The sequence below is a fragment of the Paraburkholderia sp. EB58 genome (assembly GCF_050436665.1).
Taxonomy (GTDB): domain Bacteria; phylum Pseudomonadota; class Gammaproteobacteria; order Burkholderiales; family Burkholderiaceae; genus Paraburkholderia.
The window spans coordinates 51,984-65,537 of record NZ_JBNDMQ010000046.1; the positions used below are offsets into that span (position 1 = coordinate 51,984).

Below are 13,554 nucleotides of genomic sequence, written 5' to 3' on the forward strand. Positions count from 1 at the left end.
GAGTTGCAGACACCCGGCTGCGGCCCCGAACTTCGCTAGCGCCGAATTCCGTTATACGCTTGCGACTTCCGTCACCGGGCCACGAGACATCAGCGGCTGCGGCAAATGACGTCCATCAGATCAATTCGACAGATCCGCTTCGGATGCGGACACGGGCACGACGGTACTCACCGGCTCCATGACGGAGCAGCTGATTATGTGTTCGCGAAGAAAGTTCCACCCCTTGCAGCGCGGGTCTAACTGTTCAAGGGATTCTCGAGCTGGATTGCTATGGATATCTGAGCATTCAGCCACCGTGGATCACCGGCGACGCAATATTTAGTTGCTCCACTGTTGCGGCCGGCGCGCTGTGCGGCTGGAACCGCTCACGGGCAACCGCCGGAACCGCTCGCTGCATTTCACGGACATAGCGCCGTTCCGCCAGCGGCAATAGCATTCCGACAAAGAAGAACATGCCCGACGCGCCGAGCAGCGTGTGCGCGAAGACCATCATCGACAGGATGCCAAATGCCCCGGCGGCATTGGCTAGGGCGAAGCCGTCGGGCTTGTTCGACATGTTCGCGACGAGGGTACGGTAGACGAGCATCAGCAGCCCTCCCACATACAGCAGTGTTCCGGGCCACCCAAGCACGTATGGCACTTCCATCAAGCCGCTGTCGAAGTCGACCACATGGTCCGAATCATCGGACAGCTTCGAGCCGAGGCCGACCGCACCCAGTCCGCGTCCCGCGATGTTGGTTGTCATTTCGGATAGGAAATATTGGTAAATCTCGGCGCGGGCCTGATAGCTATTATCCGTTTTGAGTTGAGTGATGGTCGCCAGTCGCGTCGTCGCTTGTTGCGAGATATTGTCGACCATCGCGACCGGGGAGCAGAGCAGCACAATCGCCGCAAGGCCCCCGGCCAGCCGCAGCCGGCTGCGGTTCTCGGCCATGATGAACAGGTAAAGGAGACCGACCAGCAGACCACCGAAGGCCGCGCGCACCATCGTGCCAATGAACGCGGGCACGGCCACGACGCTCACCAGCAGGGACACCTTGTTGCGTGCCGCCCGGTTCATCAGCAGGCATACCATCATGGTGCTCGCGAACGGGCCAGACGAATTCATGGTGCTCGCCACTCTCATGCTGAATGGCAACGGTACGCCCTCCGACTTCATGCCTGAATGAAGCAGCCAGAATGCGTCCCAGGCCGGCGGGTTGACGTATTGCACTACGCCGTAGCTTGCGATCACCAGACCGCCGAAGATGAAGGTTTTGAGCATGGTGCGGTAATAATCTGGATATTGCCGCCAGTTGACGAGAACGTGAAAGCCGATCAGAACCGGAAACAGCCAGGATATCAATTCAAAGGTAGCGGCCGCGATGCCTGTGCCGACCATGCCGATGACATAGCCGTAAAGGATGCCGAGCATGATCAAGGTAAGAGGAATGGCGCGCCGCTGCAAGAGCACCGGGAAATGCGTTAGAAGGTTCATGCTGCACAGTGCCGCCGCCATCACCGGCGCAAGCATGATCAGGCTGCGTTCGTTGAAAGTGCCGTTGAAATAATCCGACAGGCGCCGCACTTCCGGCGTCAGGAAATATAGCCAATAGACGAACGACAGGTAATGAGCGGGCGAGCGCTTGTAGAGCAGACTGGCCACCGCTAGTGCTCCGGCGGGGAAAAACAGTTCAAGCACTCTACCTTGATGCGAGGCGATCAGCAGTAGCGTAAATCCGGCAAACGCCGCGGGTGCATACATCAGCCGGCGACGACGACGTAATTCGAGCCGCTTCGCGTTCATCGATGCCGGGGCGGTACGCATGGACTCAGACAGCACCGGTTCGTCCGTTGTGCGGGCGTTCTGGGCCTTTTCGCGTTGCGCCGTCCATGGCGTCTTCCATGTTTCGATGCGGTCGTTCCCAGAACTTGTGGTCGAAACACCTGACATCATAAGATCCGGAAAAGTAAGGTTGGCTTTGCGTGCCTCCGGGGCACGGCAATAGCCCCTCGGTCCTGGTTGGAGCGGTCCGTGGTGCCAGATGAGTCAATGCGACGTACTGCGGGGCTTTGTTCGGAACCCGATGATTTGACCGGGCCTTTTCAGCGGCGAACCGGCCTTGGCAACCGGCCGTCGACGCTGGCACCACTTTATATTCCCAAATTCCATCGCTCTGTTCGCGATCGCACCAAGGCTCGCCAATCGTCCTATGCATTGCTAGCGCAAGGGACGAGGGGAGTCCTGGCGTCCGGACGCTCATTTGCCTGATCGTTGGAGTTCGACGGCGTCGGGTTGTCTCCTCGCCATGTTCCACTCGCAATCCCTGACCGGGTGCACCATCTCGCCGCGAACGTGTACTCGCGCACGCATGAGCCTTTATTTAGTCGATACATTGCTCAGATATGCTAAAGGATACGGTCGACCGTGCCAAATGCTCCGCGAGCCTGACGGAAGCTAACGAATTTCGTTCAGGAAAAAAGCTGGGTATATCAAATCGATCGCATTCCGGACCAGCGGACAAGTCATCGCACTGGCTAATTTAAGCAATCCAAGGCGCAATGTTCGCAAACGCACTTACCGGGATGGGTGGAAGCGCTGGAGTGTGTAGTCGAGCGGCGGCCTCGGCTCGTTTTCTCTGTCCATTTATCAGCCTGCAGGAGATCCGGATTTTCCGGGGGACGACGGTTCTTTCCTGGCGGATACCAGCAACAGGCACAAACGAGCGTCGCCTGACATCAGATTAGCGGTGCAATGCAAATGTGGAAAGAAAAGTCGTACCAGTGTGACCCGAATGCGGCCCCTCCCACGAACCCCGCTGTTCCAGGGAAATAGCGCTGCAGAAATTGGGCGTTTACGATCCGTGAGAGCAACTTATATGAACATTAAACTGCTTGTGTCCTTGCTGGCCGGCGCGTCTCTCATTGCATCTCTTAGTGGTTGCGCGCTGGCACCGGGACCTTACCTCGACACCGATCGCCTGGACCAGATGCCGTCGGCGGAAAGTGCTGAGCAGGGCAAAGTGATTTATCACGTGCAGCCCATTGACTCGACCTATTTCGAACATAACCCCAGGCCGAACATCGGATCTCTGGAAAGCACCTGCCCGCTCACGTGCCTCAACAAGAACACGCGCAAGCTCTACGCTTATCAGATAGGCGTGAATGACCAGATAAGCGTTACCGTCTGGGATCATCCTGAGTTCAGTTCGAACGGCATCGCGCTCAGCACGGGCACAGGGGGCATGCCGCCGTTGCCCGTGGCGCCACCCGGCGGCGATTCTGGCGCGGCTGCGGGCAGTGCACAGGCCAACGCCGCCGGCGCCGCCGCGAGTGGCGCGCAGGTGGGCGGCGTGACGGTGCGTGTGGCCAACGACGGCACCATCTTTTTTCCGCGTGTCGGTCGGGTACATGTTATTGGAGATACCGCACAGGAAGTGCAGGAGAAATTGACAACGTCTCTTGCCAAGACCATTCGCAACCCGCAACTCGATGTCCGTGTGACCGGTTTTTACAGCAAGCAGGTGCAGGTTACCGGTGACGTCAAGCTGCCTATGGCGCAACCGGTCACCGACGTCCCCTTGTCCATCGTCGACGCGATCAATCGCGCCGGCGGGGCGAATGCCGATGCGGACCTGCAGAACGTGGGCGTCACGCGCGACGGTCAGCGCTACCGTGTGGACGTCGCGGCATTGCTCGATCGCGGCGAGATCCAGCAAAACGTGCTGCTGCGCGACGACGACATCGTCGACGTGCCGGATCGCAGCAAGAGCCGCGTATTCCTGCTCGGTGAACTGGTGAAGCCGCAAATCGTACCGATGATTCGGGGTCGCCTGACGCTCGCCGATGCGCTGGCCAATGCGAACAGCATCGATCCGAAAACCGCCGATCCTCGCCTGGTCTATGTGATACGGGGCTCGGATCAGCAATTCGCGCAACCCCGCATGACGAAGACGGCCGCTCCGGCGGCAGCCTCCGGCACGGCTCCGGCCGCCTTCCCGCTCGACCTTGACGTGTACAGGCTGGACATGACGCAAGTGGACGCGCTGATGCTGATGACACAGTTCGAGTTGCGTCCCCGCGACGTGGTCTACGTCCAGGTTGCCAGTTCGGCCCGCTTCAATCGCGTGCTCGACCAGATATCGCCGACCATCCAGACTCTCTTCTACACCGTACAAACGACCCGCTAGGATTTGTGCCATCCGCCACGCCCGGAGTGCAACATGAGTGCTTATGAAATGCCCGAGATTTCGACCGTGCGAGCTAAAGACGAAGAATACGTGCTGCGCGATCTGTTCCGAATGATTGCCGGTCAGATCTGGTGGGTGCTGACTATTGCAATCAGTATGTCGCTTATGGCCGTCCTCTATGCAAAGCTTGCTACACCGGTCTATCTAGCCGACGCCCTGGTCCAACTCGACACGCCGAACCCTAACGCGCCTAATAGCAACCAGGCGTCGTCCTCGGCCGTGTTGCCAAGTGCGGGCTTGCTCTACGCCGACGCGGAGGTAGAGATCATCAAGAGCCGCGTGGTGATCGATCCGGTCATTGAACAATTCAAGCTGAATATCTCGACCGCTCCCCATGTCATTCCAGTCCTCGGGCGAATCAGCGCGTGGTTCGCCAGCGAGGGTCGTCCACAGCCCGCGCTGCTTGGTCTGGATTCCTATGCCTGGGGCGGTGAACTGTTCAAAGTCGATTCGTTGACGGTCCCCGCCTCGCTGGAGGACCAGCGTCTGACACTGCGCTCGCTCGGACAGTGCCGGTTTGCGCTGTTCGATCCGCAGGGGAACGAGTTGTTGCAGGGGCGGGCCGGCCTGGCGGCGAAGGACAACGGCGTCAATGTGCTGGTGAGCCAACTGGTCGCGCGTCCGGGGACCGAGTTCTATGTTACCCGTGCGTCACAACTCCAGGCCAGCGTGAATTTCGCGGTCGGCTTGCAGGTGAGCGAGAGAGGTAAGGACACGGGCCTCGTGCAGATCGCGTATAGCGGCAATAAACCGTTCTTCGTTACGGAAGTCGTCAATGCCGTGGCTGCTTCATATTTGAAGCAACGTACCGAGCGTGCCCAGGAAGAAGCGAATCGAATGCTGACTTTTCTGAACGCTGAATTGCCACGGGTGCGCGACGAGTTGCGCGCCAGCGAAACAGCTTTGGCGGATTACCAGAAGACGGCCGGTTCATTTCAGCCCACGCAGGAGGCACAGACTTATTTGTCTGGTGGTCTCGATTACGAACGCCAGATTGCGGCATTACGCATGCAACGTGTCCAGTTGTTGCAGCGCTTTACCGGCAGCGCCGATGAGGTTCGATCCATAGACGCGCAGCTCGCGGCGCTCGGGGTCGAGAAATCGCGATTCGAGAACCAGTTCGGGACCTTGCCGGCTTCCGAGCGCCAGGCGGTGTCCTTGGAACGGGAAGCTAAGGTCAATGCTGAAGTCTATGTCGCTTTGCTCAACAAGACGCAAGAGCTGTCAATAAGCCGTGCCGGTACGGTGGGCAACGTGCACATTGTCGACAGGGCACTCCCACCTTCCACGCCGATCAGGCCTAAAGGACCACTGATCATTGCCGCGGGCAGCCTGCTCGGGATTATTGCGGGCGTGGCTTTCGCCTTCGCGCGCGACTCGTATTTTGTCGGCGTCAGTGACCCCGAACGGGTGGAACGGCGCTTCAATCTTCCCGTGTTCGGCGCGGTCCCGTTCAGCGCGGAACAAGCCCGGATGGACCGGAACCGGCGCGCCGATCCACCGTCGCGGTTTTTAAAGCGCCGACCCCTGATCAACGGACCGTCTGCCGCCGCGCTTGAGCGAGCCAGCGTCCTTGCGCCCGCACGGATTGTCATGCAACCGCTGCTCTCCACCGCGCATCCGTTCGATCCATCCATCGAAGAACTTCGGGGAGTCCGTGCAACGCTACAGTTCGCGCTCATGGACGCGCCGAACCGGGTGATCGCAATCACGAGCCCGGCCCCCTTCGATGGCAAGAGCTTCTTGTCGGCTAATCTCGCTGCGCTATTGGCGGAATCGGGCAAGCGCGTGCTGCTCATCGATGCGGACCTTCGACGTGGCCGCCTGACTCAGTATTTCGGGCACTCGCGGGATGGTGGCCTGACAGAATTGCTCATGGGTCAAACCGATCTCTCGATCGCCGCGGCCGAGACCGGTGTCCAGGGCCTGCACTTCATTGGTCCGGGAGCTTACCCGCCCAATCCTTCAGAAATCCTCACTTCTTCGCGCTTTGCCTTATTGCTGCAGGCGCTTGAGAAGCAGTTCGACCTGATCATCGTCGATACACCGCCGCTGCTTGCCGTGCCCGATGCGGCCGTGATTGCGAGTCTGGCGGGGTCTGCCGTCCTCAGCTTGCGCGCCGGCGTCCATTCCGAACAGAATATCGCCGACGCGATGAAGAAACTGCGGCAGGCGAGGGCGCGTGTGGTCGGGACCGTACTGAACGCCATGCCGACCAGGGGCGGTAGCCGCAAGAGCGGCTACGGATATGCTTACGCTCACACCTATTCGAGCGATCCGCTTTCGCGCGACAGGAATTAGGCAAGGCCGGCCGTGTTGTTACACGACTGTGGCCACGGCGTTGCCGGGTTCAGCGCTGATCAGGCGACGCGGTCTTCACCCAGATCGGGCTGAGCCGGTCTTGAATCGCGCACGCGTCTGCCGCTGAGTGCACCACGCCACTGCGCTCCCCATTTGGCGAGCGCGCGACGCAAGTCGTTGGCCTGGAGCGCGAGCAGGCCCCAGCGCGTGTTCGCAATGTGCAAGCTCCATACGACCGAGATATTGTTCCGGCTCCAATAGCTTTTGAATCTTTCCGAACCGATGCCTAGGTCGAAATCGAGACGATGCTCGAAGGCCCATTTGACCCAGTGCTCGATCGCGACGGATCCGGGCGCGAATTTATAGTAATTGGCATCGAAGCTGGCGATGATGCCGATCGCGCAAGTCTTGCCCACGCCGCATACCGAGACCGCGATTGGCGCTCCGTCCAGAGCGACTACGAAGAGATGCGCGAGAATCTTGCCGTCATTCTGGCTGAGCAAGTCAATGAGGAAGTCCCGGTACGACGACGAATACAGCCATTCTCCTTTTTTGTTCACACGAAGTGCCCACTCACGCTTGTGGGCGAGCAACCAGTCGATCATCTTCGCGATCTCATCGGGCTCGTCCGGTCCGAGAAAACGCGCTTCGAGCTTGCCCTCCTTGGAAAGGCGCCGCTGGAGTGCCCCGGGCTTTCTTCCAGCCAAAGTCCCGAGCGAGGCGCAGAACTTGTCCCAGTCCGGTACCTCGCTGAGTTTCGCCACCGCGCAAGAATGTTGGTCGGCAGCCATCACGTGGGGGTGACTCGACGCTAGACGGTGCAGATCCGAGTTGGCGCTTACGTAAGGTAAATGGATGAAATCCGCCCCGCAACACTGGTGCGCTGCTTGCCAAGCCTGGGCGATTAGGGCAGGGGCGGACGGTCCGCCTTCCACAAGCATGCTCGTGTATTCGGTCGCTTCGGGACCGAGCGGCAGAAGACTCGTCCAGAGCAACTTCCTGGCACTGACAAGTGGCCACACGAGCACCAGCCGCCCCTCTTCACGCAGGACAATGCAGCGCAATTTTTTGCCGTGCGGCTTGGCGGCGTGCAGCCAGCACAGCCAGCAAACGCGAAAGGCCTGATGATGCCGACCGTTCGCCCGGTGCCAAAGGTCTTCCCATTCGCGGTTCAATGCATGAAACGCGACGGGAGTAGTAACTACTTCTAGTTGAATAGTCTCGACCTTCATACAGTCTGTCTCCAAGGGATTCCATTGCTTCATCGGCGTTCTTGCCGGTGGATGGAGTTTGCTCGTCTCACGTTGAATGTCTTTCTACTGACTTGAGTCTGAACCGGTCATTTGTGGCCGGCGTAGCACGGGGCAGATCAAGTTTGATCCAAGATAACAACATAAACGTGAACTTGACGCAAAGCCAAGCGTCGCAAGGATAATGTGCACGTACCATATCATTTGCGCAACGCTATCGTGCGACCAGCAGCTTCAGGCAGGCAACTCGATGTTCTTGCCCAGACCTAAGGGCGGTTTTTTGCGGTGTGTGGGATTTCGAACAGACTAGCGCATGAATAATCCTTATTTTTGAAGCAAGATTTCCGGTGGCCAAAACTTGCCCGATAGATTACAAATCAATGAACTTAGTTAAGAATTCAACCGCGCGATACGTTTGATGCCTCGGTCCATTGTGCAAAATAAACGTTTTCGATCCTGAATAAACGAATGGGTGCCGGACCCGCGGTAAATCACGGGCTCCGCGGCGCTTTCCCGTATTCGAGAGACTCCAGAGCGAATGGTCAACGAAAGTGACTCAACACTCTCCCCGCCGGTCATGCGCTCGCCGAAAAAAGGCAAGAGTGCTGCCAAGCCCCGCACCGAGGCGGTGGCGAAACCTCCCGCTTCCATAGGCTTGATCGAGCGCTCGGTGTTTCACGAGCATTGGTGGCTGGATGCCGCAACGGGGGGAGACTGGGAGCTGGCCTTAGTGAAAAATGGCGATGAAGTGATTGGAGAAATGCCTTATACGCTTAAGAAGAAGGGACCTTGGCAAGTTTCCATGCTGCCGCCTTTAACTCGAACGCTTGGCCCCGTCATAAAGCCGAAACCCAAGGGTGCAGGCGAGCAGGAATGGTGTCACCGGCTGAGCGTCGCCAAGGAACTGACGTCGCAGATCCAGCACTGCGCTAGCTTTCATCAGATGATGGATCCGCGTATCTCCGAAGCGGAAGCAATCGCATTCTCTTTGCAAGGCTTCAATGTATCGGTAAGCTACACACTAAAGATGAGTCCTGGAACGGACGAAAGCGATGTCTGGACAGGGCTGCGCCGCAACACACGCAACTGGATTCGCCGGGCCGCCGAGCGATTGACGGTACAGGAGATTCCGGACGCGGACGTATTCGTGGATTTCTACGATTCCAATCTCACGACGCGCAAACGGACCAATGAATACGGCTCGGCCACCATGCGGCGAGTGCTTATGGAGGTGGTCCGGCGCAAGGCCGGAGTGTTGCTGGGTGCTTACGGCGAAGACGGCTCGTTGGCTGCGGCGACCGCGCTGGTCTGGGACAACAGTATTGTCTATTACCTGTTGTCTTCGCGAAGAATCGATGCGCATGGCGGTGCGGTCAGCCTGTTACTTTGGCACGCCATGCGTGCGGCTCGGGAGCGTAATCTGGTCTTCGATTTTGACGGTGTATCGAACGCCGGCATCCTCGAATTTCTAGGCGGCTTTGGCGGAGAGTTGGTGCAACGCTTCGAGGTCTGGAGGACAAGGCGCGATTACGCGGCGCTCCGCACCGTGCTGCGCGGGGCGCGCGCGGTGTTGAGCAGTCCAGAATAAACTTGGCCGCCGGGAACGTTGACGTTTGCCGGCCGATTCAGCCGTTACGAGGATGCTGTTACATCCGGTCGTGCCGGATAAAGCTGTGATAACCGGCAGACCGCGTCCGTATGACTCGGAAGTTTCGCTCGGGATTTGGCTTATGAAGCCGCCATGGCCGGAAACCGCTGAGCCGTCTTGTATAGGGGCTATTGCGCCTTGTGTCCGAATTTGGAACCGCGTTTGCGTTGCATTACCGTTTCATATATGCATTCCTGTGCTGCCGCGATCCTGTCCCAGGAAAAATTGATCGCGGTAGCTATTGCGTTTCGCCTCAGTCGATTCCATAAATGCGGATCTTCTAGCAGACGACAGATGGCGTCATGGAGATCTTCACTGTCCTCGGGCTGCACCACCAGACCGTTGTGATCATGGACTATATATTCGGTCGGTCCCGGAATCTTGCTGGAGACGGGAACCAGACCGCAGGCCATCGCTTCAAGCCCGACCACCGAAAAGCCTTCACTGATGGAAGGAAATGCCAGAATCGAATAGTTTTTTAAAAGGCTTGGCAGCTCGGAGTTTTCGAAAGTTTGAGCTATTTGGAGCCGTTGATGAAGATGAGTAGGGTAATCACTCAGTACATCGTCGAGGCGCGGTCCTATTCCGAAAAAACCGAGATTGACGTCTGGATACCTTTCCAGGATTCGGATCGCCGCTGGCTTTAAAGCTCTGATCCCTTTTCGGTGGATGTATGTGCCGATAAAGGCGATATTTCGACGTACGGATATTTCCATTTCAGCAATTTTTGCGTTCTCGATTGCCGTTTCCAGAAAGATACTGTCAATGCCGTTTTGAATAAGATGCGCTCGCTCGCGTTTCACCCGTAGTTTGGATATGGCATAGCTCATGTCGTACTGGTTCAACAACAGCGATGCGTCGGCCATCTGAAACGAGGTCTTGCATTCCCAGAGTCGGAATCCGCCGTTATAGATCGGATATTTCCACGACTTCTTCTGCGTCCCGTTCCGGCAACCGTCGAGCAACTTGTCGTGCATGACATGTTCAAGGCCATGGCTCCGGGTAACCACAATCTGGTGACTTCGCCAGCCCAATTTTTTCAGGAGAGCGATGATCCAGCCGTCTCCTGATGAAAGGTCCAGGACATCGAATTCAGGGTGGCGCGCCACATGCACGAATACTTGCCACGGAAAGCGTATTCCTTCCAGCCTCTGCCTAGACCAACCGCTACTGTCGCTAAAAGAGAAGACCTGAGTAATGTGTCCCCGCCTGGTCATGGCTTCGGCTATCCTCGCAGTTGCCCCTGGTGCGCCTGCATTTTTATCCATGTGATGATGGATAGAAAATAATATTCTCATCTAGCTAGTCCCAAGTCGTTGGTCTGATTTAAACTAATTGGGTACGATCTCTTATTTTTGATACTTTCCTGCTTCCAGATTAGCAAAAAAACAATAGGCAGTCAGCAGTTTTTGTGACGCCGCTCTAAAGAGCGAACGGTCGAAAAACCCAACTGACCGGTCTCCGGCGACAGCTGGCGCGCCACAAGCCGTCCAGTTCAAGTCATCGTCACTAATCAACGGGTCGGTGGCAGCTACGGCATGCGGACCTGCGGAGATGGGTAGGATAACGAATTATCCGATAAACGCTTGTATCGAACAGGGGCACACTTTGCGTCGCTTTCCGACTCTGGTATCAATTTTATTTTTAGCCACTAGCGCTGGCGTTATCGCGGCAAGTTGCGCAATTGCGACGCCGGTGCCGGAGCTGCCAGCAAGCACATCGTGGATTGGCAACACGTATGGTTTCGGCAATGATACTTGGGTGCCAATCAATATCACCGCTATAGCCGCTGCGCCGGATGGTCGGGTGTTCACCGACACTCCGTGGGACGAAAGCGGTGCTGAGGTGAGCCTGTTCCAGAATGGTAGGGTGCTGGGTAACGCCGGTAATACGCATGGCTGGGGAAGCGGTGGGGGCAATGCAATCGCGCTGAACAAGCGCTATCTGTTCATTGCCACGACGGTGGGGAACGAGGATGGACATCTGTCGAAGCTGGGAGTTTGGCCTCCAGCTGGGCGGCAGTGGTACGGTGTTTCGCGGCGTGCACTCGACGATCCGAAAACGATCGTATCGTTTCGCCCTAATTTGGCGGCCAGTGATGATCCCCACGCGAAGCCCTATGCGGGCTTTCTCATGATCAACGATTCGCCGGTCGATTCGCAGCAGGACGTTGGCGGGCTGGCGGCGAGTGATGCATCGTTGTATGTAGCAAATACCGCCCGCGACCGCATCGAAGTATACGACGCCGAGTCTATGCGGCAGAAAGGCAAGTGGGATGCACGGCAGCCCGGGCGTATTGCGCTTGCCAAGGACGGAAGCTTGTGGGCGGTGATCGATAGTCTCGGCGCCAGGCCGCGGATTGCGCACTACACGGCGGCTGGCGTAGTGATCGCCGACGCTCCCGCGCTACAGCGTGACACGCAGCCGCAGGACCTGGCGCTCGACGCGCGGGGCCGCTTGCTGGTGGCGGATAACGGGCCACGGCAGCAGGTGCTGATCTTCACGTTCGACGCAGGCGCTTATCGTGAGACTGCAACCCTTGGCGAGCGCGGCGGGATTTTTGCAGGCGTGCCCGGCAAGCCGGGTTCACAACGCTTCAACGGCCTGACAGGCGTCGCAGCGGATGCGGCCGGCAACATCTATGTGTCGACCAACGGCGTTGGCGTTCATTCCGATGGCCCCGGTGCCGGACTTGGTGGGACGCTCGAAGGCTACGGGCCCGATGGCAACCGATTGTGGCAGGTGCAGGGCCTGCTTTTCGTCGATGGCGCGTGGATGGATCCTGCGCGTCCGAACAGCGTCTATACGGGCAACAAGCGCTTCGAACTGGATCTCACGAAACCACCTGGGCATCAGTGGACCTATGCGGGCTTCCTCTCGGGGCGCTTCAAATATCCCGAGGATCCGGTTTTTCACGTTGATCAATGGCCGGGCCTGCCGATTGCACGCAAGCTCGACGGCCGCACGTTCCTGTATCTGACGGACATGTATTCGGACCACCTGAAGATCTATCGCTTCGATCCAAAACGCAACGGCGAACTGGCGACGCCTTCTGTATTAGTCGCTGGGAGAACGCAGGATGTCGTGAAGATCCCGAATCGTCCTGCGAATGGAGAGTGGATCTGGCACGACGACAACGGTAACGGCCGCTTCGAGTCTAACGAATTTGAGGTTAATTCGAGCGGCATGCAGTTTGCCGGCGGCTGGGGCTGGTGGGTGGATGCCACAGGGGATATCTGGCGCACGACCGATACGAAGGGCATCTACCGGCTGCGCTATGGTGGAGTCGACAAGCTTGGCAACCCCGTCTACAGCTACGCGAACATGATGGTTTATGCCATGCCCGCGCCATTCACTGAATTGCGTAGAGCCGTATATGACGCGGCGTCGGACACGATGTATCTCACCGGATATACCGCAAGCGAGCCCTTCGACCCGGCGCTCTGGAAAGAGGCGGGACGGCGCCTGGTTCGCTACGACCACTGGTCGACGAAACTGCGGCAGCGCTATTCGATCAGTCTGCCGTGGGATACGGGTCAAAAACCTTTTGCCGGCACGACCGTGGGCGTGATCGTGGAAGGCAACTACATCTTCACCGTGGAACCCGCGGCAAACGTACACGTGTTCGACAACGCAACGGGTCACGAGCTCGGCGTGATCAGGCCGGGACCGGAGGTGGGCCGCACCTCTGGCATGGTCGACGTGCCCAACGGCGTTACCGCTTTCCGGCAGGCCGACGGCGAGTACCTCGTGTTCGTCGAAGAAGATGCGCGCGGCAAAGTCATCATGTACCGTTGGAAGCCTTGAGCATCAAGCCCGCTGCAAACAGAACTGCGTCAACGTCTGCGTCAGCAGATCATGCGTCGGCAGAGCAACAGCTTGCTCGGTGACCGCGTTATACAACGAAGCCCGCATGCCCCCAATCGGGGCAGCTGAGCGCGTCTGTTTCTTCAATTCGGTGGCTGCGGCGGATCGCGCCACACACCCATGAGGATCAAGCGAGTAGCGATGCAGGCTGCCGTCGCCCTAGCCCGAAGTTTGACACGGCGCCCGATCTAACCTGTTGAAGCGCCGAGAGATTTTCGAGACGAAGGGGTTGGCTACTGGGAACAGACGGGGTCGATGC

7 protein-coding genes are annotated in these 13,554 nt (G+C 58.2%); 4 read left to right on the forward strand and 3 right to left on the reverse strand.

Annotation, left to right across the window (positions count from 1 at the left end; all coding sequences use genetic code 11):
• Positions 1-286: 286 nt before the first annotated feature.
• Complete coding sequence (locus P3T40_RS39360; protein ID WP_429273087.1) at positions 287-1,567, reverse strand: O-antigen ligase family protein; 1,281 nt, start codon at positions 1,565-1,567, stop codon at positions 287-289.
• Positions 1,568-2,858: 1,291 nt separating this feature from the next.
• Between P3T40_RS39360 and P3T40_RS39365 the strand changes: the two genes are divergently transcribed.
• Together P3T40_RS39365 and P3T40_RS39370 are read left to right on the forward strand one after the other, a co-directional pair.
• The gene (locus tag P3T40_RS39365) at positions 2,859-4,169 is read left to right on the forward strand and encodes a polysaccharide biosynthesis/export family protein (RefSeq protein WP_429273088.1); all 1,311 of its coding nucleotides are present in this window, start codon (positions 2,859-2,861) and stop codon (positions 4,167-4,169) included.
• A gap of 33 nt (positions 4,170-4,202) precedes the next feature.
• Positions 4,203-6,530, forward strand: coding sequence for a polysaccharide biosynthesis tyrosine autokinase (locus P3T40_RS39370; RefSeq protein ID WP_429273089.1), 2,328 nt, complete (start codon positions 4,203-4,205; stop codon positions 6,528-6,530).
• A 59-nt stretch (positions 6,531-6,589) separates the two neighbouring features.
• On the opposite strand, the gene P3T40_RS39375 is transcribed toward P3T40_RS39370, so the two are convergent.
• Positions 6,590-7,762, reverse strand: a complete 1,173-nt coding sequence (locus P3T40_RS39375) for a GNAT family N-acetyltransferase (RefSeq protein WP_429273090.1) — start codon at positions 7,760-7,762, stop codon at positions 6,590-6,592.
• Between the two features lie 556 nt (positions 7,763-8,318).
• On the opposite strand from P3T40_RS39375, the gene P3T40_RS39380 reads away from it, so the two are divergent.
• On the forward strand, positions 8,319-9,368 hold the full coding sequence (locus tag P3T40_RS39380; RefSeq protein WP_429273091.1) for a GNAT family N-acetyltransferase: 1,050 nt from the start codon (positions 8,319-8,321) through the stop codon (positions 9,366-9,368).
• A gap of 188 nt (positions 9,369-9,556) precedes the next feature.
• On the opposite strand, the gene P3T40_RS39385 is transcribed toward P3T40_RS39380, so the two are convergent.
• On the reverse strand, positions 9,557-10,696 hold the full coding sequence (locus P3T40_RS39385) for a glycosyltransferase family 4 protein (RefSeq protein ID WP_429273092.1): 1,140 nt from the start codon (positions 10,694-10,696) through the stop codon (positions 9,557-9,559).
• 340 nt (positions 10,697-11,036) lie between these two features.
• On the opposite strand from P3T40_RS39385, the gene P3T40_RS39390 reads away from it, so the two are divergent.
• Positions 11,037-13,235, forward strand: coding sequence for a hypothetical protein (locus P3T40_RS39390; protein ID WP_429273093.1), 2,199 nt, complete (start codon positions 11,037-11,039; stop codon positions 13,233-13,235).
• The last annotated feature ends 319 nt before the right edge of the window (positions 13,236-13,554 follow it).